Origin of the sequence: Dyadobacter crusticola DSM 16708 (genome assembly GCF_000701505.1) — a bacterium.
GTDB classification, from domain to species: domain Bacteria; phylum Bacteroidota; class Bacteroidia; order Cytophagales; family Spirosomataceae; genus Dyadobacter; species Dyadobacter crusticola.
This window is the reverse complement of record NZ_KL370786.1, coordinates 76,929-98,305: the sequence shown is the minus strand read 5'-3', so window position 1 is coordinate 98,305 and position 21,377 is coordinate 76,929. Positions and strand designations below refer to the sequence as shown.

15 protein-coding genes are annotated in these 21,377 nt (G+C 48.4%); 9 read left to right on the top strand and 6 right to left on the bottom strand.

Annotation, left to right across the window (positions count from 1 at the left end):
* Positions 1-82 precede the first annotated feature (82 nt).
* The 3 genes from Q369_RS0122395 (at position 83) to Q369_RS0122385 (ending at position 8,341) form a co-directional block, all read left to right on the top strand.
* Complete coding sequence (locus Q369_RS0122395) at positions 83-3,220, top strand: SusC/RagA family TonB-linked outer membrane protein (protein ID WP_031529966.1); 3,138 nt, start codon at positions 83-85, stop codon at positions 3,218-3,220.
* 22 nt (positions 3,221-3,242) lie between these two features.
* Complete coding sequence (locus tag Q369_RS0122390) at positions 3,243-4,784, top strand: RagB/SusD family nutrient uptake outer membrane protein (RefSeq protein ID WP_031529965.1); 1,542 nt, start codon at positions 3,243-3,245, stop codon at positions 4,782-4,784.
* A 155-nt stretch (positions 4,785-4,939) separates the two neighbouring features.
* Positions 4,940-8,341: a VCBS repeat-containing protein gene (locus tag Q369_RS0122385; protein WP_051664233.1), complete on the top strand. Its 3,402-nt coding sequence runs from the start codon at positions 4,940-4,942 to the stop codon at positions 8,339-8,341.
* Between the two features lie 46 nt (positions 8,342-8,387).
* Here Q369_RS0122385 and Q369_RS0122380 read toward each other — a convergent pair whose 3' ends face one another.
* Positions 8,388-8,954, bottom strand: coding sequence for a dihydrofolate reductase family protein (locus Q369_RS0122380; RefSeq protein ID WP_031529963.1), 567 nt, complete (start codon positions 8,952-8,954; stop codon positions 8,388-8,390).
* 265 nt (positions 8,955-9,219) lie between these two features.
* On the opposite strand from Q369_RS0122380, the gene Q369_RS0122375 reads away from it, so the two are divergent.
* From Q369_RS0122375 to Q369_RS0122360, 4 genes are all read left to right on the top strand, one after another.
* Entirely contained in the window at positions 9,220-9,735 is a 516-nt protein-coding gene (locus Q369_RS0122375; RefSeq protein WP_031529962.1) for a Panacea domain-containing protein, read from the top strand.
* Positions 9,732-10,187: a hypothetical protein gene (locus Q369_RS0122370; RefSeq protein WP_031529961.1), complete on the top strand. Its 456-nt coding sequence runs from the start codon at positions 9,732-9,734 to the stop codon at positions 10,185-10,187. The genes Q369_RS0122375 and Q369_RS0122370 overlap by 4 nt, the downstream gene beginning before the upstream one ends.
* Before the next feature lie 80 nt (positions 10,188-10,267).
* Positions 10,268-11,041, top strand: a complete 774-nt coding sequence (locus Q369_RS0122365) for an SDR family NAD(P)-dependent oxidoreductase (protein WP_031529960.1) — start codon at positions 10,268-10,270, stop codon at positions 11,039-11,041.
* Between the two features lie 93 nt (positions 11,042-11,134).
* On the top strand, positions 11,135-12,052 hold the full coding sequence (locus Q369_RS0122360; protein ID WP_031529959.1) for a helix-turn-helix domain-containing protein: 918 nt from the start codon (positions 11,135-11,137) through the stop codon (positions 12,050-12,052).
* Between the two features lie 28 nt (positions 12,053-12,080).
* Here the strand turns inward: Q369_RS0122360 and Q369_RS0122355 are convergent, their stop codons facing one another.
* The 4 genes from Q369_RS0122355 to Q369_RS0122340 all read right to left on the bottom strand — a co-directional run bounded on the left by Q369_RS0122355 (position 12,081) and on the right by Q369_RS0122340 (position 17,019).
* Complete coding sequence (locus Q369_RS0122355; RefSeq protein ID WP_031529958.1) at positions 12,081-13,718, bottom strand: carboxylesterase/lipase family protein; 1,638 nt, start codon at positions 13,716-13,718, stop codon at positions 12,081-12,083.
* A gap of 185 nt (positions 13,719-13,903) precedes the next feature.
* Positions 13,904-14,479, bottom strand: coding sequence for a DUF4142 domain-containing protein (locus Q369_RS0122350; protein ID WP_031529957.1), 576 nt, complete (start codon positions 14,477-14,479; stop codon positions 13,904-13,906).
* Positions 14,480-14,595: 116 nt separating this feature from the next.
* Positions 14,596-16,638, bottom strand: a complete 2,043-nt coding sequence (locus Q369_RS0122345) for an ABC transporter permease (protein WP_374754361.1) — start codon at positions 16,636-16,638, stop codon at positions 14,596-14,598.
* 9 nt (positions 16,639-16,647) lie between these two features.
* Positions 16,648-17,019 (bottom strand): ABC transporter permease, encoded by a 372-nt coding sequence (locus tag Q369_RS0122340; protein WP_031529955.1) that lies wholly within the window; start codon positions 17,017-17,019, stop codon positions 16,648-16,650.
* A gap of 584 nt (positions 17,020-17,603) precedes the next feature.
* Between Q369_RS0122340 and Q369_RS0122335 the strand changes: the two genes are divergently transcribed.
* Both Q369_RS0122335 and Q369_RS0122325 read left to right on the top strand, forming a co-directional pair.
* Complete coding sequence (locus Q369_RS0122335; RefSeq protein WP_031529954.1) at positions 17,604-19,553, top strand: asparagine synthetase B family protein; 1,950 nt, start codon at positions 17,604-17,606, stop codon at positions 19,551-19,553.
* 476 nt (positions 19,554-20,029) lie between these two features.
* A complete protein-coding gene (locus Q369_RS0122325; protein WP_031529953.1) occupies positions 20,030-20,605 on the top strand; it encodes a cysteine hydrolase family protein in 576 nt (191 codons plus the stop codon).
* A gap of 14 nt (positions 20,606-20,619) precedes the next feature.
* On the opposite strand, the gene Q369_RS0122320 is transcribed toward Q369_RS0122325, so the two are convergent.
* Positions 20,620-21,369: a T9SS type A sorting domain-containing protein gene (locus tag Q369_RS0122320; RefSeq protein WP_051664230.1), complete on the bottom strand. Its 750-nt coding sequence runs from the start codon at positions 21,367-21,369 to the stop codon at positions 20,620-20,622.
* Positions 21,370-21,377: the final 8 nt, after the last annotated feature.

Below are 21,377 nucleotides of genomic sequence, written 5' to 3'. Positions count from 1 at the left end.
GTGTAGGGTTGAGATTTTATTTTAATCGTACAACCTTTGACTAATACAGGTTTTTGTTCTTTTAGTCCATATCCATTATCCTATGAGAAACAATGTACAGTCGTATTTGAAGAATGTGAGGCCTTGGGTATTGTTGGCGCTGTGCTTGATCGCATCCGTAAACATTGCATTTGCGAAAGCAGCCGACAAGCAGGTTTCAGGGCGTGTTACTTCCGAAGATGGTGAAGCGCTCCCGGGTGTGAACGTAACCTTGAAGGGTTCCAATGTGGGTACCAGCACGAATACGAATGGCGAGTATTCCATTCAGGTGCCTTCGGAAAATAGTGTGCTGGTGTACAGCTTTATTGGTTACAGCAGACAGGAAATCGAGGTAGGTTCCCAAACCCGCATTGATGTGAAGCTCGCCACCGAGAACCAGGCACTCGAAGAAATGGTCGTTATTGGTTATGGTAGTCAGAAAAAGTCGTCACTGACCGGCGCGGTATCCTCGGTTTCGCCCAAGGAATTGACGGCACTTCCTGTGGTAAGTGCGGAACAGGCGCTGCAAGGCCGCGTGCCGGGTGTGCGTGTGGTCAACAATGGTAGCCCGGGCCAGACGCCGATTGTCCGAATTCGTGGCGTCGGCTCTATTAACTACGCTTCCGGGCCGCTGTATGTGATCGACGGAATCCCTTCCGGCGACCTCAACAATCTTGACCCGAAGGATATCGAGTCCCTTGAAGTGCTGAAAGATGCAAGCTCAGCGGCCATTTACGGGTCACGCGCTTCCAATGGGGTGATCATTATCACAACGAAAAGAGGTTCTCAGGACGGAAAGCTGCATGTAAATGTGGATACGTATTTTGGCACACAGTCCGCATGGAAAAAGCTCGATCTGCTGAATACTGAGCAGTATATTCAATATGCCAAATCTCTGCTCGGCAATGCGGGTATCGCGCTGCCCGGCAGGCTTTCTAACCTCAACGAGCCGATTTATGCAGGTGCTACGCAAACCTTTGCGCAGACGCAGACGGACTGGCAGGATGTGCTATTCCGAAAAGCGCCCATTCAGCAGCACCAAATCTCGGTAAGTGGCGGAAATAACGTATCGAGGTTCTTTACTTCTGCCGGCTATTTCGACCAGGAAGGTATTTTGGTGGGTACCAATTACAAACGCGCCAATTTCCGCGTCAACTCGGACCATCAGGTCACCAAGTTTTTGAAAATCGGGCAGACACTTACTTTCTCCTACGATAACAGCCGCGGCGAACAAGGCTTTGGCGGCGGACGGACGCTGGTAATGCAGGCGATCCGCAACCTTCCTTACTGGCCGGTGACCGATCCTACAAAACCCGGCGGGTACAGTTCCCCCACCGCAGCCGACGGAAGTGATCCCGATAACCCATTGCGCATCGCACAAATGGATGTCACACGTAATCAGCGCCTTAAACTGCTTGGCTCCCTGTTCGCCGAGCTGAATATCACCAGCTTTCTGCGTTACCGGTTCAGTTTCGGGGCTGATGTGGTGAGCGCATTGTCTAATGAGCAATTTCCAATCTATAACGACGGGTACAAGTCGCGGACACAATTTGAAATCCGCAACGGAAGGACCAGCTACTACTCGCCGGTGGTTACCAATCAGCTGACTTTTGATAAAACATTTGGTAAACACCTTTTGAATGTGACAGCGATCATCGATAAGCAGACTTTCCGCGCCAATACATTGAACGGATCGGGTTACCGGCCCAACAATGACATTGACCAGATGCAAGGGATTTCCAATCCCAATGCTACAAGTACGCTGGACGAAAGTGCGCTCCTTTCCTACGTGGGCCGCTTGAACTATGAATATGCTGGCAAATATCTGCTCAGCGGATCTATCCGCCGCGATGGTTCTTCGCGGTTTGCGCCAGGCAACAAATGGGGTACCTTCCCCTCCCTCTCGCTAGGCTGGCGGATCAGCGAAGAGGAATTCCTGAAAACGGTTCCGGCTATTTCTGAATTGAAAATCCGCGCGAGCTATGGACAAACCGGTTTCAACGGAATAGGAAGTTATGCGTGGCAGTCACTCGTGCAGGCGGACAATTCCAATTATTACTTTGGCGGAAACAAACTGCTCGGATCGTACTTCAGCGCACTTGGCAACACCGAGCTGAAATGGGAAAGTACGGCGATGACCAATCTTGGTATCGACCTCGCCTTATTCAATAACAGCATTACATTCACTGCCGAGCGTTACAACCGCAATACCGACGGACTTTTGCTCGAAGTACCCATTCCAAACTCGCTGGGCTATTCGTCTGCCCCCTTATCCAACATTGGCAAGATGAAAAACTGGGGTTATGAATTCCAGTTGGGTTACAACAAAAACGATGGCGATTTTAAGTGGAATGCTTCTGTCAACCTGGATATTACGAGAAACAGGGTAACTAGTCTGGCAACACAGAGCGCTACGATTTTCTCCGGAAAAAACGACGATTTCGGTGGCTTCGACATTACCAAAACCGAAGCCGGCCACCCGATCCAGTCGTTCTTCGGATGGAGAGTAGACGGTATTTTCCAGAACCAGGGTGAGATCGATGCTGCCAATGCGATTGATGGAAACGATCAGACCAAGTACCAGCCAGCCGCAGCACCGGGCGATATCCGCTTCAAAGACATCAACGGCGACGGGCTGATCGATGACAGCGACCGCGAATACCTGGGTAGCTTTATTCCAAAGTTCAGCTATGGCGGCAACTTCGGCGGCAGCTACAAGGGTTTCGATTTTACATTGTATCTGCAGGGAGTTCAGGGTAACAAGATATACAACGGTACCAAGGTAATCGAGCAGGGAATGCTACGGCTGTTCAATGCGGGAACTGACGTACTGAATGCGTGGACACCCGAGAATACCAATACTGACGTACCACGTGCAGTGAGCGGCGACCCGAACAATAACAGTAAAACGAGCGACCGTTTCATCGAAAATGGTTCTTATATGCGCATCAAAAATTTCAGCATCGGATACACTATTCCATCGAAAGGACTGTCGGCGCTGACGCGGAATACCATCACAAGAGCCCGCGTATATGTGTCGGCAACCAACCTGCTCACTTTCACCAAGTACTCCGGTCTGGACCCTGAGATCGGCGCAAACGGTTCGTCCACAGCGACTGGTACGCAGCTGATCAACGGCATTGACTACGGCATGTACCCGCAGCCAAGAACCTTACAGGCAGGATTAAGTTTTGGCTTTTAACCACATTTGAAAAAGCACTGAAATGAAAAAACAAATCATCATAGCGTCGCTGCTTTTACTCGGTATCACCTTTTCCTGCAACGAAGATGTGCTGGAAAAGACCAATCCGAATGGCGTGACCGTCGATAACTTTTACAAAAATGGCGCGGAACTCACGAGCGCGGTTACCAGCGTGTACTCGATGCTCAAATCCAACAACCTGGTTGCGCGAGAATGGTTTTTCCTGCACGACTTGCGCGGCGACGATGCGGCGGCAGGAGGCGGGCAGCTTGAAACGCCGCGTAACCAGCTGCTGCTCGGCACGCACGATAGTGGTAACTCGGTCATGAGCACCGTTTGGCAGGCTTATTACCGCCTGATCCATCGCGCCAACTCCGTGGTAGATAACTCCAACGAAGTAGCCGACATTGCAGAAGCTGACAAAGCCCGCCTCCTCGCGGAAGCCCGCTTCCTGCGCGCTTACGCGTATTACGAGCTGGTGAGCATGTGGGGCGGCGTGCCTTTGTACAAAAACTATGTACAAACCGTCGACGGCAGCCTGCCCAGATCAGCCGAGGCCGAGGTGTATGCCTTCCTGATTGCAGAATTGCAGGAGATACAGGGACAGCTGCCTGCTACATACAATGCGGCAAACCAGGGAAGAGCAAGCAAAGGCGCGGCACAAATGCTGCTGGCCAGGGTTTACATGCAGCAGGGCGATTATGCCAATGCAAAAACGGAACTCATGAAAGTATACGATTCCAATGTGTATGCGCTGGTGGATAATTACAACGACAACTTCCTGGAAGAGACCGAATTCAACAAAGAATCCATTTTCGAAGTCAACTTTTATCCTTCTGGCGGGGTGTACAACTGGGACGGCGACGGAAATGGCGCAACAGCAGGTACCGAAACCGTGCGGACGCAGGAGTATTCGGCGATCGGCTGGCGGAATGTGATCCCTTCCAATTCGCTGCTCAATGATTTTGAAAAAACAACCAAGGGAGATCCCAAGACCGACCCGCGCTATGACGACTCGTTTTATTTCACGGGCGAGAAGTATAACAACGGTAATTCCACGCTCACGGACGGACAGCAGAACGGAAGTTCGTCGGTGGTGGACGGTGTAACAAAAAAGGTAAGCTGGCAGAAATATTCGCTGATGTACAAAATGAACGAATCGTTTCTGACCGGCGGGATCAATCAGCGCATTATGCGTTTTGCGGAAACCCTTCTTTCCCTGGCGGAAGTGGAAAACGAGCTTGGCAACATCCCGAATGCGGTGAAATACCTGAATATGGTACGCGCCCGCAAGAGCGTTTCGATGCCCGCCTACCCTACTGCGAAATACCCGGTGAGTAACAAAGACCAGGTGTTTGCGGCGGTGATGCACGAGCGGCGGGTGGAGCTCAGCGGCGAGCAGATCCGCAACCGTGATATCCTGAGATGGCGAAAAAACAACAAGCTGAAATCAGAACCGATCGCCTATTTCCAGGCCAACAAACACGAATTGCTGCCCATCCCGCAGCAGGAAGTGGATAACAATGCCAAAATCGAAGCGAAGGACCAGAATCCGGGATACTGAGGGAGTTAATGTTAGTAAACTAAGTTGGCCGCCTCCTTGTCACCCTGAGCGCAGTCGAAGGAAATCTGTCCAATGCTACTAGCTTTGCACAATGCTGGTAGCGTTCTGCACAAGCCCTTCGACTGCGCTCAGGGTGACAAAAGGGGGCATTTGATATGGAAAGACAACTCCGTTTAACCTGCTTGTTCTTTTTAACGTTCCTGCTTTTTGCCCGATGCAGCAAGAAGCAGGACACGCTTTTCCTATCCCACACTCCCACCGAAACAAACATCAATTTCATTAACCAACTCACACCCAACGATTCCATTAACCCATTTACCTTCACCAATTTCTATAATGGCGGTGGCGTGGGGATCGGGGATGTGAATGGGGATGGCAAGCCGGATATTTTCTTCGGCGGCAATCAGGTGAGCAGCAAGTTGTATTTAAGTAAAATTGATACGGTATCTCAAAAATGGGAATTTGAGGATATAACTGAAAAAGCCGGGGTGACTACCAGTCGCTGGTGCAGCGGCATTTCGATGGTGGATATCAATCAGGATGGTCTGCTCGACATTTATATCAGCGTCGCAAGACATCTGAAAATGCCCGATTCCGAAAACCTGCTTTTTGTCAACCAGGGAAACGGGGCCGACGGAATACCTGCTTTCAAAGAGCTGGCGCAAGATTACGGCCTGAATGACAATGCATTCACCACCCAAACTGCATTCTTCGACGCAGACCTGGACGGTGACCTCGATGCTTACTTAATGAACACCGCGCCCGATCTGCAAAACCCGAATTTTATCCGAAAAACATATCACGACGGCTCCTACCCGAGTACAGGCAAGTTTTATATCAATGAAGGTTTTGGTGAAAATGGCCTGCCCAGGTACACCAACATTTCCCGTGAAGCCGGCGTAAAATACGAAGGTCTGGGCCTCGGGCTGGCGGTGAGCGATTTGAACAAAGACGGCTACCCCGACATTTATTGCTCTAATGACTTCATCAGCAGCGATATGCTGTATTTAAATGCCGGCGCGGGCACGAAGCCTGCATTCAGGAATGTGATCAAAGAAGCGACCGCGCACACCAGTCTGTTCGGAATGGGCGTGGATATTGCGGACGTTAATAATGATACCTATCCCGACATTTTCCAGCTGGATATGTTGCCTGAGGACAACCTGAGACAGAAGAAAATGCTCGCGGGCCAGGATTACGACCGCAAAGAAATGAGCATTTCGGAGCAGTATGGTTACCAGCTGCAATACATGCGGAATATGCTGCAACTCAACCTCGCCACATTTGACAAACAAAACGGCGCCCCGCAGTTCTCGGAAATCGGGTTGCTGGCGGGCATTTCGAAAACGGATTGGAGCTGGGCGCCGCTCATTGCCGATTACGACAACGACGGACTGAAAGACATTTTCATTACAAACGGCTACCGCCGCGACGTGACAGACCGCGATTTCATCCAGTTCAAAGAAGACTTTTCAAGCTTTGGTACCAACAACTTCAAGCAGCAGAATGCTTTGGAATTGATACAAAAAGTACCCGAGGTGAAAATCCCGAACTACGCCTACAAAAATGCAGGTAACCTCGCATTTGAAAATACCTCCAAAGCGTGGGGACTGGATGAGCTATCCTACTCAAGCGGTGCCGCTTACGCCGATCTGGACGGGGATGGAGACCTGGATCTGGTAGTTAATAATATTGATTCAGACCCATTTATTTACCAAAATCAAAGCCGGGAAAAAGCGGAGGGCAACTTTCTTTCTATTTCACTGAAAGGTAATAAAGGTAACCTGGCGGGTATTGGCGGCAGCGTGACGATCTGGCAGGGAAAGCAGGTCCAATTCGCTGAAATGTACGTGACGCGCGGCTTTATCTCCTCGGTAGGCGCTGGCTTGCATTTTGGTTTCGGGAGTGGCAAAACGATCGACAGTTTGCTGGTAACCTGGCCGGGCGGGAAGTCGCAGAAACTGTACAAAATAGCTGCGAATCAGCATTTGCGCCTGGCACAAAAAGATGCGGGCGACCTGCCTCAATATGTTGAAAGTGTATCGGAACCGCTTTTTATGGATGTTAGCGAACATTTGAAGATCGATTTCCGGCACGAAAAATCGCCATTCATCGACTTCAAGCAGACTGCCGCATTGCATAAAATGCTTTCAAAAAGCGGTTTTGCACTGGCGGTTGGCGACGCGAATGGTGACGGTTTAGACGATATTTTTGCCGGAGCAAGTTATTTGAAAGGCAAACCCTGCATTTACTTTCAGGAGCTTTCCGGGACATTTACGAAGCGTGAAATCGCAGAGGATTCGCTGCATGAGAATATCTCGGCGGCCTTTTTCGATGCGGATGGAGACAAAGACCAGGATCTGGTTGTGGTAAACGGCGGTAGCGAGCGGCCGGAAAGTGACCGTGCATTTTACGAAGTTCAGTTGTATTTAAATGACGGCAATGGGAATTTCAAGCTTGCAGAGCCGGGGATTTTTCCTCCCGTTTCGGTAAGTGGCTCGTGCGTGGCAGCCAATGATTTTGACAAAGACGGTGACATTGACCTGTTTATCGGCGGTCGCATGATCCCCGGCAAGTACCCGCTCCCGCCCCGCAGTTACTTGCTCCGAAATGATTCCAGATCAGGCAAGCTTGCATTTACCGATATTACAGAATCGCATTGCCCCGAGCTGCTTTCGGCGGGGATGGTCTGCGCTGCATTATGGACTGACACCGACGGTGACGGCCGCGACGATCTTGTGATCGCCGGAGAATGGATGCCGGTCCGCATATTCACAAACCAGAGAAACACATTTCAGGAATCAGAATCGGCCGTAAACGCTTTTGCATCCTACTCCGGCTGGTGGAACAGTTTGGCTGCGGGCGACTTCGATCGCGACGGCGACATTGATTTCATCGCCGGCAATGAAGGTACCAACACATTTTACCACGCATCGGTAAAAGAACCGGTAACGGTGACCGCCAAAGATTTCAACAATGACGGCACTTTTGATCCGCTGATGGGCTACTATATGCAGGGTATCGCCTACCCCAGCGTGCCGCGCGATGCATTGAACCAGCAGGTGATCCAGTTCCGCAGGAAATACCCGCATTACATTGATTACGCCAAAGCAACATATGATGAGCTGCTGACTGCCGACGAGAAAAAAGACGCGTACACAGCACAGGCGACCTTTTTACAAAGCGCGTACATTGAGAATAAAGGAAATGGGAAGTTTGAAGTGAAGGCTCTGCCCATTGAAGCACAGGTGGCTCCCGTATTCGGCATTGTGGTCACCGACGTGAATGCGGATCAGAACCCCGACGTGATCCTGACCGGTAATTTCTACCCGAATGAAGTCAATATGGGCCGGCAGGATGCTTCGACGGGCCTGCTGCTGCTCGGCAACGGCAAAGGTGGATTTTTACCCCAAACTCCCGCAAAAAGCGGCTTGCTCCTCGAAGGCGATGCACGTTCCAGCGCATTGTTACGCGGCGCAAAAAACGAACAATACCTCGTGACTGCAATGCATTCAAAAGGTATTGCTGTAAACCGGATCCGGTCGAAAGGCAGGTAGCACGAAGTTGCCGGCACGATGAGCGGATTAAATGCGATTTGCTGTTTTAGCGGTTGGTGTAATGCAGTGTTACAACGCCAGAATTCAACGTTTTTGAAGCTATCAATTTAAGATTGCTTATTTGCGTATTGCCGTCGAACAGGCTGTTTCCTTGTCCCAATATTACAGGATGGAGGGTCAGCTGGTACTCGTCGATCAGGCCAAGATTCATTAAACTTTTTGCCAGTCCGGGGCTGCCGAATATCACCAGGTCTTTGCCCGGCTGCTGTTTCAGTCTGGTTATTTCTTCCACTACATTGCCCCTGATCAGCGTCGTGTTGTTCCAATCTGCGCTTTCCAAAGTTGTCGAGAAAACGAACTTCGGGACCTCCTCCACCCATTTTGCGTGCGCAAGCGAATGCGCGTCTGCGTTGGGATCGTTCAAAACAGTGGGCCAGTACCCTTCCATCAGGTGGTACGTGTTTTTGCCGTAAACAGGTGCACCAACCGTCTTAACCAGCTCGTCGGCGAATTGTCGCAGCTCTTCATTATAGGTCAGAAAGCCCAGGCCCCCATTTTGATCGCCCGCGAAACCATCCAGCGACATGTGCGCAAATAAAACCAGCTTTCTCATTTTCAATGTTTTGTTTGTTTAAAAAGGTATCATACGCACAAAACTATTTATAGTTTAAAAGAACTTACGTGGGGTTTTGGGACAACCGCGGGGGGTGTTAGCGGCAAGTGGCTAATAAATCTTTGCGCGATTGTTAACAATCCATTAATAACAATAACTTTGTTTCATAAGAGCATACCGGCAAGAGCCCGTCCAGAAGTAAATAGCTGCGATTTACCCATTCGCCAAATATTATTCTAAATGCTTTAATACACCGCTAATAACTATGAAGATTGATGAGAGACGTCTGGAGTTAATTAACATTCTCCTTTATGTCATTTCCAAACTAGGTACTGCCGACTATCATAAGATCTTCAAGATCTTATACTTCGCAGAACAGGAGCACATCCGGCGTTTTGGCAGAACATTGCTTAATGACGACTATGTTGCCATGAAATATGGACCTGTTCCATCGAACGCATATGACATATTGAAAAGCGTTCCAAGTGGAGATTGGAGTAGCTATTTCACGTTGGTCGGCGAACACTCTTTCAAAGCTGTGTCGGAGCCGAACCTCAACTATTTATCAGAATCAGAGATGTTATGCATTGACAATTCGATTGATTCGTTTGGCAGTCTGACGTTTTCGGAACGAACTGATAAATCCCACGACGATGCTTACAATGCGGTCAAGCTGAACCATAAAATGGACATTTTGGAAATCGGCAGAGTTGGAGGCGCAAGTGAGGACACGCTGAATTACCTGCAAGAAAATCTTGAAACAAAACAAATGTTTAAATGAGCTTAGGGGATCACTTTCCTGAAAGCTTTCGAGAAGAGTTTGCCGAGCGAAATGTTGAGATTGGATGCGTGATAAGGCTGTTTCTGAAATGGACTGTTCCTCCGAAGGAAAAACGATTTGTCATTGTTGCGATTGGAAATGATCAGGTCAGTTTGGCTACTGTCCTGATAAACACTGCATTGAATGAGAACGTGAATTTCTCAGATGAATTAAAGAGTCTTCATATACCAATTGATATTGCAGGCCGCAAATACCTGGATCATAGATCGTACATAGATTGTACTGACTTGCATGAAGAGCGGATTGATCATATCAAATCAGCTTTGCAATCAGATCCTGCTAATTATCTCGGAAAGATTAGCGACGACGATCTGGTCAAAGTCCAGAGGCTGATAATGGCCTCGAAAACCATCAAACCATACAAGAAGAAGAAGTTCGGATTTGATATTTAGGCTACAAATGTCCTTGATTCGGTTATTCCGGCCGTGTAGTGATTCGTGAATTTTGCATTGTTCATTAATCATTCACATTTATGGAAAATCAAACCGGAGCTTCAACTCATCATCAGCTGGTTGCACTTGTAACCGGCGCTAACCAGGGCGTGGGCTTTCAGATCGCAAAGGCGCTGGCGGCTGACAATTATATTGTATATGTAGGGTCGCGTAAGCTGGGCAACGGAGAAAAAGCAGCTGCTGAGATGGGCAGTAATGCATTTCCCATTGAACTGGACGTCACCCAGCAAGCGACGATCAGTGCGGCAGCAGCGCAGATTGAAAAGCAGCACGGCCGCCTCGACTTATTGGTAAACAATGCAGCAATAGCGCACGCCGGAAAGCCAGGCCGCACTTTGGAGGAAACAACCGAGGATGGCCGCGCCACCAAAGCATCCCTCGACGAGGTACGTGCCGTTTGGGAGACTAATGTTTTCGGGGTGATCGCCGTCACGCAGGCTTTGCTGCCCCTGCTCAGAAAATCTGCAAATGCGCGCATTGTGAATGTATCAAGCGGTCTGGGCTCGCTCACGTGGGTTTCGGATCCGGCTTGCTGGGCCCGTGATCATTTTGGCGTGGTTTACGCGGCTTCCAAAACCGCCCTTAATGCGGTAACTATGGCTTTTGCAATTGAATTGGAAAAGGAAAACATCAAAGTCAATGCGGTAAGTCCCGGATTTACTGCCACTGCCCTGAACAATTTCCAGGGTACCGATTCTGTTGAGGTAGGATCGCGCGAGCCGGTGCGTGTGGCGCTCGAAAAAGATGGACCAACTGCTACTTTCACAGGCCCCGACGGCGCTTTGCCCTGGTGATCAAAGCCAGAACTTTATCCCAAACATTTGAATTGTAAATAAATCAAAGACCGGCGGCTGAACTGCTGCCGGTCCTGTTAAGTATCTTCCAATATGAAAACTGAAACGCCGGTCATCAGGAAAGTAAAGACAATCTCCGAGATACACCGGATGCTGGATCTTCCCGGGCCTGTTCATCCATTGATCAGCCTGATCGATGCTACCAAAGAGGAAGTTGAATTGTCGAAGCTTCCGCAGAGCTATATCATGGATTTTTACAAAATCTCATTTACTACGAAGCTCGGCGGGAAGTTTAAATACGGACAGGGCTACTATGATTTTGATGAGGGAAGCCTGCTGTTTGTTGCGCCAAACCAGCTTTTGGGGGGCGGAGATACGTATGAGGATAGCGAGGGCTATTCACTGATCATCCATCCCGATTTTTTACAGGGATATCCCCTCGCCCGCAAGATCAAAACCTACGGGTTCTTTTCTTACGCCATTCACGAAGCACTTCATTTGTCTGAACAGGAAAGGGCCACAATGCTTGCCATTTACCAGATCATCGGCCAGGAATTAAATGGAAGGATCGATGATTTCAGTCACGAAGTCATTATTTCCCAGGTGGAGCTCCTGCTGACTTACGCCAAACGTTTTTACAAACGCCAATTCCTGACCAGGCAATCGGTAAACAGTGACTTGCTTCAACAATTGGAAGATCTGCTGAACGAATACTTTGACAATGAAAAGTCACTTGAAAGCGGCATTCCTACCGTTCAGTATTTGGCAGAACAGCTGCATTACACGCCCAATTATTTGAGTGATATGCTGCGTTCGCTCACGGGGCTGAACGCACAGCAGCATATCCATCAAAAGCTGATCGAAAAATCAAAAGAACTTTTATCGACTACCCAAATGACGATCAGCGAAGTTTCGTACCATCTGGGATTTGAACATCCGCAATCTTTCAGCAGGCTGTTCAAATTGAAAACGCAGGTTTCACCGGTGCAATTCAGGTCTTCTTTCCATTGATCAGGATCGGCGCAGCAATCTGTTTTGGCTAGTTTTTGGCAGCCATTTCATCCATTAAAACGTAGCGGCCGCGGTGCTTTTCAGTTTCCAGTCGGCTGTCTACATCCAGGTACATGTATTTTGCATTCTCGCCGGCTTTCACAGGCAGCCATTCCGGCAGGCCTTTTCCATTCGGGTTTGCTGTTTTGATGAAATTGGCGAAGTATTCCTGCATTGTGGCCGATACTTTATGATCTTCCGGTGTCCAGGCGTACACTTTGTTGTACGACAAATTGCCCATTGCGTACTCAATTTCGGCTGAATGCACCGCACCTTTGGGCAATGGCGCTTTGGCCGCAGGTTCCGTACTCTTCGAAACGCCGCCGGCCAGGTTCGCAGTTACATTTCCAGCTTCTGCGCTCATAGCAGGACGCGGGCGGCCGTACATATATCTGTAAACAGGCTTTCCGCCGCCGGTTTTACTTTGCAGATCAATCCATTTCCAGGTACCAAAACCGATAAAGCGGTCGCCTGCGAGGTCAGTAGCCACTTGTTCCACTTCTGCGTCCGAGGAAGCTGCATATTCTTTCAAAACCTTATCGGCCTGCTCGCCGTAAAGCTTTTGAACCGCTTTGGTGTAATTGTCCAACGTGGGCGCTTCTTTACCCAAAATCATACGGTAATTCATTTCCTCCGAATTCCAGCCGGCTAAAAGTGGCACCTGCGACTGCTTCCCTTCCTGGAAGGTTTTCAGTGGCGGCTCAGCAAAGAAGTAGCCGTCTACCGCAGATGAAAACCGGGGTACACCCTGGCCAGCTGTTGCTTTCAGCAATTCTTCGGCGGGAATCGCGCGCATTTCTGCCAAAGATTTCTTACCAACCTGCTCGTTGAATTTTGCACCTGCCTGCTCAGCCTGCGCCAGGGGTACCGGCGGCAATGTGCCCAGCACGGATCCGCTTTCGCCTATTGCGGCAGAAAACAGGTTTTTAGAAAGTGGAGACGCCATCAATGCGCTTACCGACAGCGAACCAGCTGATTCTCCTGCGATAGTTACCTTATCAGGATCTCCCCCGAATGCAGCGATATTCTTTTTCACCCAGGCCAGTGCAGCAGCCTGATCCAGGTACCCGTAATTCCCGGAGGCTTTGTTGGGTGATTCTTTGGTCAGGTCTTCGGAAGCGTAGAAGCCGAAGACGCCCAGGCGGTAATTGACTGTCAGACTCACAATGCCTTTTTTAGCCATACTTTCGCCGTCGTAGCGTCCCTCGGAACCATCACCGGCTACGAAGCCGCCGCCATAGAAATATACCAGCACGGGAAGTTTCTCATGCGCCGATTTCGCCGGCGTCCATACATTGAGGTACAAACAATCTTCGCTCATTCCATCAGAGCGGAAGCCCATATCTCCGAATACTGCATTCTGCATTGCGCGCGGGCCGAATTTAACTGTTTTACGAACACCCTGCCAGTTTTTTACCGGTTGCGGTTCACGCCAGCGAAACTCACCTACCGGCGGGGCTGCAAAGGGTATTCCCTTGAATGCCCGCACACCCGACGCTTCCAGAACGCCTTCCACTGTGCCGTTCGCGGTCTTCGCCTGCGGAGGCGCTGTTGCATTTTTGGTCTGGGCCACAGCAACATGCATCATTTGCGCTGCCAGCAACATAGTCATAAAGATTGTTTTCATTTTAAACGGAGTTAAAGCATATCCTCAAAAGCGATCTGACAATAGAATTATATTCTCTCATCATAAGATAATAATAAGAAATATTTCCAACATAAGGCCATTAACGTTGAATGCCGATCAGTTGGACAAAAAAAGAGCTGGCAGCCACAACCGTGACTGCCAGCTCATATCAAATTATCCGGATGTTATTTTGTCTTGTCCAGACCTTTCGCGTGCTCAGCGTGTGCTTTGATAACAGGTAAAGTTTTGTCGATAAAAGCTTTCAGCTCTGCATCTTTCACTTCTTTCTGAGCATCTTCAAAAAGTTTCACGGTTGCGTCGTGGTCTTTTTTCATCTGCGCGATATAAGCTTTGTCAAAATCACTTCCGCTTTTAGCGCCAAGATCAGATGCTGCTTTTTGCTTCTCTTCATTAGGAGCCGTAGGTAGCGTGATGTTTTTGCTCATCGCAATCGTTTTCAGTTCTTCATTTGCTTTCGAATGGTCTGTTATCATTTGTTTTGCAAACTCCTTCACTTCTGGATTGGTAGCTTTTTCCTGAGCAATTTTGCTTAGTGCCACTTCTGCCAGCCCACCGTTTGCTGCCTCAACGGCAAATTCAGTGTCGTCTTCTGCAACAGCCGATGCCGAGTCGCCGTCGGTTAGTGCTTCGTTGGTACTGTCGGCAAAGTCAGTAGTGTCTGTTGTTTCGGTCGATTTGGACCCGCAGCCCCATAGCATTGCTACGGTTGCGAGTGTCATGAATGCTGATGCGATTTTCATTTTTAATGGTTGTTATGTGGTGATTAATTTTACTGTGCCAACAAAACAGGCACAGCCTGTACAAAACACAACAAAAAGCGTACCCGCGCTCAAAATCACCACAGCATCGCGATCAATTACTCGGTCTTCAACGCATTCACCGGATTGGACCTAGCGGCTCTGATTGTCTGAAGAGAAACCGTCAGCACACCGGTAAGTAATGCAAGTATCGCGGCGGCAAGGAATATAGACCAGTGGATATCAATCCTGTGGGCAAAATCCTGCAACCATTGCTCCATTCCATACCAGGCAAGCGGGGAAGCGATTACCGCAGCCGCCAGGATCAGGATGATAAACTCCCGGGAGAGCAGCAATGCAATGCCGGAAACCGATGCGCCCAAAACCTTTCTGATTCCGATCTCTTTGGTGCGTTGTTTCACCATCAATGCAGCCAGACTGAACAAGCCCAATGTCGAAATCCCAATCGCCAGCAGGGAAAATGCGCTGAAAATGGAAGCCAGGCGGTTTTCGGTCTGATATAATCTTTGCAGTTTGTCGTCGGCAAAAGAATAGGAGAATGGACGATCAGGAAAAAACTCCTTCCAGGCTTTTTCAATGTAGGCAATGCTTTCGGGAATGTTCCGGTTGTTAAGGCGGATATAAGTGGTTGTGCTAAACCATTGCTGTTTCGGCTTGTATACCAGCAGAGGGCTTATCTCTTTCAATGTGGTCACCTGAAAATCCCTGACCACACCGATTACCGTTCCCTGCAATGCGCCAAGCCTGATTACTTCATTCACTGGATTTTTCAACCTCAGCGCTTTTGCCAGGCTTTTTGTAATGATAATAGGTTGCTTATAGAGCCATTCATCCGCGTTTTTGCTGTTTGAGGCCGAATACAGCGAATCATAATTCACATTGTCACTCTGAAATCGGCTTGAAAAATCTCTGCCGCTTTCCAGCTTTATACCCATTGTTTTCAGGAAATCGGAATCACCATAAACAAACCCGAAATCCAGCCTGCGCGTACTATCATCAAGATCTGACATACTTGAACTATTGCCGATTTTATCACCTAAATCCAGTTCTGCAAGGCTGATTGAGATTATGTTCGGATTGTCCAGCAACTTTGCTTTAAATGCTTCGGGTTTATTGTCGAGGTGAATGGGCGGCAGCAGGAGCAAATGATCTTTATTAAAACCCAAAGGGCGGCTATGAAACAGTTTCAACTGCTGCCAGACGATCATGGTAGCAACAATAAGCGCAATGGAAATACTGAACTGAAAAACAATCAGGATTTTGCGCAGACTGAAATTGATCCTGAGACCGCCATTTTTATCTTTCAGAATGCCCGCAGGCTGCAACCGGCTCAGAAACATGGCAGGATAAGCGCCCGCCAGCAAGCCCGACACCAATGCAATAGCTAGAAAGAGGGAAATATTTTGAAATCCAAACAGGTCACTGATTGGCAGGTTAACCTGCAACATTTGATTGAAAGCCGGCAAAGCGACAACAGAAAGGACAAGTGCCAGCACATTTGCAACAATAAAAAACAGAAACGATTCTCCGATAAACTGAAACGCAAGCTGCAACCGGCCGCTTCCCAAAGTTTTGCGGATACCCACTTCTTTCACGCGCTGCAAGGCCTGGGCGGTGGTCAGGTTTACATAGTTAATGCAGCCGATCAGCAGGATCAGCAATGCGGCACAACCAAAAATATAGATGTAGCGAACGTCGCTCAGTTTCATATCGGGGAAATCTACCTTTCCGGCCCGCAAATGAATGTCAATCAAAGGCAGCAGTTCAATATGCGTTGTTCTGGCAAGCTTGTATTTAGCCAAAACAGACTGCATTTTCGCTTCCAGCTTGCGTGCGTCTGTGTTGGATTTTAGAAGCACATACTGCGGCAATGAGGAATAACGTGTAAAATCCAGCGTCTTTTTGCCAAAAGGCTGCGCCGCAAAAGCTTCGGCATAAAAATGTGAGTTTGCAGGGATATCCCCGACCACGGCTGTTACGGTATATGTATCATATGTGTCGCCTCCGCCGAATGATTTCCGGCTGATTGTTTTCCCTAGTGCATCTGTCCCTGGAAAAAGCTTCTCCGCGGTTGACTTACTCAGCACAATGCCCGACTCGTCTTTCAAAGCCACCGCCTTGTTGCCTGCCAAGACTGGCAAATCAAAAACTTAAAGGAAAGTAGGATTGACAAGTGCAAAATTGAGCTCCACCGGCTGGTTGTTGACCAGATAGGTATGTTTGTATGGATACAGAACGGTAGATGTTTCAACCTCAAAAAATTCCTCATTTAAGGTTTTTCCCAGCAGCTCCGGCGTTTGTAACGTCCTGACGATCGGATCGGTCTCCCGCGATTCCATGACGAGCTGGTATATCCTGTCTGAATGAGGAAAATGCCTGTCAAATGATAGCTCGTAACCTATGTAAGCGATGATCAGCATCACACTGGATAAACCTACTGCAAGACCGAAAAGATTGATCAACGAATAAACATGCCCTTTCCGGAAGTTCCGGTACCCGATAACGAAATAGTTTCTGATCATGGCGGTGATAGTTTGTTAGTTCGTAAAGCACTGGCATGTAAGAGCCTACTGCCTCTGAGGTTCCAACGAAAGCTGATTCAAATGGGTCAATGAGATCGGAAACTCTATGAGCCACAAGTACACGTACTTTCAACATTTCTCTAAACAGACACCAAATATGAAACCCTGTTTACTCGCTTTGATAATCCTGTTAAGTTTGTCGCAATGCAAGGAAGATAAAATCGACCCTGCGGTATCAAAATGTTAAGGTAGGTTCGATGGTCTAAAACGAGCTAATCAGGTAGTTGATGCGCCCGTAATTGTGCGACTAAGCGGCGGACTGGCAACCGGTAGCCTGTTGCTCGCATCGAACGGCGTCGCCTGGGGCAGTTGCAATCTGCCTGAAAATCTTGCTCAGGACAGCCTTGCCATTTACGTGTCAGGCTATTTTTTAACCTCACCTTCATTAGAAAAGACGATTATAACACCTTTGCCTTTTGTAGTCACTGCTTCGCGACTCAGATAAAGCGACCATCCGCGTTGTGAGTGAAATGGAGCAGCAATCGTCTGGGCGCAGCTGCTGACCCAATTAAACTTGCAGCAACATGGGCGGAATCGCCGGAATGATACGATTTGACGGCCAGGAGGTCAGGCCAGCCGACATTAACAACATAGCTGCATTGCTTGGGCACCGCGGTAGTTTGGCCACCAGCCACATTGAAAATGGGGTATTGATGACATTCGGCGGGCCGGTCGAGACAACAAATGATAGCCGCGTTTCGGCAGTTGCTGATGCGGATGTTTTTTCCAGCGTTTTCCCCAACTCTCCATTTGCCAACCATTATGCACAGAAAGGTCCTGCGGCTTTCGATGAGCCGAATGCGGACTTTGCATTAGCGTTGTGGGATAGTAATGCACAAACCCTGTACTGTGCCCGGGATATACTCGGCGTAAAGCCGCTCTATTATGTACATCAGCCCAACCGCTTTTTTGCATTTGCATCAGAAATCAAAGCATTGAATGTACTGTATGAAGTACCGGTGAGGCCCAACAGGCATAAGTTCCGGGAATACCTTACCTGGCACGTTACGAATCTGCCTTACGGTGCCGAGACGTTTTATGAAGATGTTTACAGTGTTCTGCCAGGACATTATTTAAAGGTAAGCGCAGAGAAAACGGAAGAAATACGTTACTGGCAGCCAGACTTTCAAAAATTTTATCAAATGGGCGGAATTGAAGACTATTCCTCTTCATTCCGGGACATTTTTACGAGTGCTGTCACCAGCAGAACTGCAAACAAAAAAAACATCGGGTCGCATTTGAGCGGCGGGCTGGATTCGTCCACAGTGACCTGCATAGCGCAATCGGCTTTGATGCAACAAGGCAGGCCGGCTTTGAACACTTTCAAGATTGATACGGGCCAGCCGCTGGCGGAAGAAGAACGCTTTGTTCAGGATGTAGTGAATCAGTGGCACACCAATCACCACCGCGTAACTCCCCTGGACGATGTACTGGGGTCAATCGTGAAGATCAATACGATTTTCGACCGTCCTGAACAGTTCATTATGCCTTCCAGCTTCCATTTAAGTATCTCAAACGAGCTGCAAAGGCTGGGATGTGATTTAATCCTGACAGGCCACGGGGGAGATAATGTAGCGACAACCGGCTTCGACTATCTCGACGAGCTGATGCAAGCAGGCGATCTGAGTGCTTTTAAGATCGCGTGCGAGCAGTTCTACGATCACAATACACAACGGTCGTTTGCTGAGGGAGAAAGTCGTAAGGTGTTTTATGATAAATACATGCTCTCGCTTCTTGTTCGGGATTTCCGGAGCCGCTATCGGAAAGAGCCGCTATTTTCCATTCTCTCCAAAATGAGGGAATACAAGCGAAAATTGAACATTTCAGAAAAGGCTGTCATCGCTTTTGTATTTGACAAAATCGCCAAAAAGCCGGTCGCTCCCACCATGCGCACCGACGCACTAACACGGGAATTCAAGCAGCAGATCACGCCGCGCGCACAACGATCAACACAGGGACTTGTGAATGCGATCCGGACCGACCAGGGGATCTCGCTAGAAGGGATAGTGAACCACACCAATGTCATCTGCAATGAACAGACCAACCATATCGGCGCATATTATGGGCACCAGTATGCATTTCCATTTTATGATAAGAATGTAATTGAACTATGTCTGGCAACGCCGGTGAACCTGAGCTTTGATAATGGACGCGGACGCGGCTTGATCAGGCACGGTATGCAGGGCATCATTCCCCGGTCCGTGCAGACAAGGAATACTAAAGCGAATTTTATTGAATATGGATTGCATGCGGCACAGCAGTTATACAACGCAGCCTGGCCACAAATGTCATCTCCCGCACACCCGATCTGGGAAATAGTAGACCGGCAGGTTTTCAGCGGAATGGTATCAGTGGTATTTAACAAGCGCATTCACGGCAAACTAAAACCGCGCTATATCTGGCAGGTTTCCCGCATCATCTATCTATCCATTTGGCTGGACTCTTTCGGCAAGCCACGCCAGGATAATCTCTGACGTGGTTTGACGAATTTTAAAGCAAACCGATTTTACTAAGATAGATTTATAATTAAAAACCTTAATCGTCAGAAAAATTATTGCTAGTGGGCTCATTGGCGTCGAACTGCGACCCCAGCTTACCCAACTTTGTAAGTTGTACGACGCTGCCCAATTTTTTAAGCCGCGGCTTTTGATAGGATTTCTTGGGTAATGAACCTGATTCTGTGGAGGTAAAAAATTTCATTATAGATAGAAGAGTTGAAGTATGAACTCTTCAAAATTATGTAAAATTAGTTTGATATCAGCACAGACATTTCCCTTTCCGATGATTTAAAAACGGCAAACCTTTTAATAGTTAATCGTGCTACCTGTCTACAAAACCGACCCTTTCGGCTTCGCTAACTAACTCGTGCTTGGTTCTTGTCTCTCAGAAGACGTTTTTTGATCTGGAAATAGAATTTTAACCTCTATCCGGAATACATCAAATTAGTTATATGAACCTAAGTAAAGCAGACTCACCCGCATTGATCCTGATCGATATTCAGAAAGCATTTGAAGACCAAGCCTATTGGGGCGGGACGCGAAATAACCCGGATGCAGAAGAAAATGCGAAAAAGCTACTTGATTATTGGCGCACCAATCAGCTGCCGCTTTTCCACATTCAACATATCTCTGTAAACCCCGACGCAAAACATGGCATCAATAGTCCCGGGCATGAGTTCCAGGAAATTGTACAACCACTTCCAGGTGAGACGATCGTTCAGAAATCTGTCAATAGCTCTTTCATTGGTACGAATCTGAAAGAACTGCTGGATCAGCAGGGAATTCACACGCTCGTCATCGCGGGACTTACAACCGACCATTGTGTTTCTACCACGACAAGAATGGCAGGAAATTACGGTTATGAAACCTTTATAGTCGCAGATGCCACGGCTACTTTTGGTAAAAAGGGTATCAACGGACAGTACTACGACGGCGAAACAATGCATCAAACCGCATTGGCACAGTTAAATGAAGAGTTTGCGACCGTCGTATCTACCACCCAGGTTATCAATGCATTAGAAGGCTAGGGCCAGCGGCGCAACTACCTGGCTACTGCCACTTTTCTTCGTATCTCCCAACCTGTTCCTGTGATTTGAACAGTGTAATTGCCTGTTGGCAAATGCGTTAGCGAAAGCTCCCGGCTGACCGGACCAGCTGAGTAATAAACCGTTCTGCCGCTCAGGTTCACCATCGATACTGATTTTACCTGGTTCCAATTCCCGCTTCTGTTAAAAAGCTTATCAGAGGCGGGGTTGGGATAAACGCTGAGTTCAATTTCTATTCCAACTGTACGGATCTTACTATACGTAAAGCTCGCGTCGTGATCAATGATCTTTAAACGGTACAAATTAGTCCCCCCGGAAGGTTCGTAATCCGAAAAGGTATAGTGTGTGATAGTGTTGTTTCCTTCCCTGTTTTTAGCTTTCACAGAGCCGAGCCTGATCCAATCCTTCCCGGTTGTGCTCCGCTCAATATCAAATCTGTCGCTGTTGATTTCAAGAGAAGTAGCCCATTGAAGTTCAACCGATTGACCCTCCTTTGCTGCTTCAAAGCTGATCAGTGTCACCGGCAATGCAGCGGGGCCCATTACGGGCTGGATAATGCCGGTGGTGTTGTACATACTGCCTGTCTGCCCGGTGGCAGTGAACAGGTCGCCCAGGCTGTATTCGAAATAATGTTCCCCGATTTGTCCCTGGTTGCCGCCCGAGCTTGTCAGCGCGTGACTGTTGACTAGCTGAGCAGAAGCGATCAGAGGAAAATGGCAGAATAACAAAGAGATAAAGTACTTCATTGCTTGAC

Coding starts and splice junctions, on each gene's coding strand:
- Q369_RS0122350 (WP_031529957.1), bottom strand. CDS start 14,479: ATGAAAATCGCATCAGCATTCATGACACTCGCAACCGTAGCAATGCTA.
- Q369_RS0122355 (WP_031529958.1), bottom strand. CDS start 13,718: ATGAAAACAATCTTTATGACTATGTTGCTGGCAGCGCAAATGATGCAT.
- Q369_RS0122335 (WP_031529954.1), top strand. CDS start 17,604: ATGGGCGGAATCGCCGGAATGATACGATTTGACGGCCAGGAGGTCAGG.
- Q369_RS0122395 (WP_031529966.1), top strand. CDS start 83: ATGAGAAACAATGTACAGTCGTATTTGAAGAATGTGAGGCCTTGGGTA.
- Q369_RS0122385 (WP_051664233.1), top strand. CDS start 4,940: ATGGAAAGACAACTCCGTTTAACCTGCTTGTTCTTTTTAACGTTCCTG.
- Q369_RS0122325 (WP_031529953.1), top strand. CDS start 20,030: ATGAACCTAAGTAAAGCAGACTCACCCGCATTGATCCTGATCGATATT.
- Q369_RS0122340 (WP_031529955.1), bottom strand. CDS start 17,019: ATGATCAGAAACTATTTCGTTATCGGGTACCGGAACTTCCGGAAAGGG.
- Q369_RS0122375 (WP_031529962.1), top strand. CDS start 9,220: ATGAAGATTGATGAGAGACGTCTGGAGTTAATTAACATTCTCCTTTAT.
- Q369_RS0122360 (WP_031529959.1), top strand. CDS start 11,135: ATGAAAACTGAAACGCCGGTCATCAGGAAAGTAAAGACAATCTCCGAG.
- Q369_RS0122380 (WP_031529963.1), bottom strand. CDS start 8,954: ATGAGAAAGCTGGTTTTATTTGCGCACATGTCGCTGGATGGTTTCGCG.
- Q369_RS0122370 (WP_031529961.1), top strand. CDS start 9,732: ATGAGCTTAGGGGATCACTTTCCTGAAAGCTTTCGAGAAGAGTTTGCC.
- Q369_RS0122320 (WP_051664230.1), bottom strand. CDS start 21,369: ATGAAGTACTTTATCTCTTTGTTATTCTGCCATTTTCCTCTGATCGCT.
- Q369_RS0122365 (WP_031529960.1), top strand. CDS start 10,268: ATGGAAAATCAAACCGGAGCTTCAACTCATCATCAGCTGGTTGCACTT.
- Q369_RS0122390 (WP_031529965.1), top strand. CDS start 3,243: ATGAAAAAACAAATCATCATAGCGTCGCTGCTTTTACTCGGTATCACC.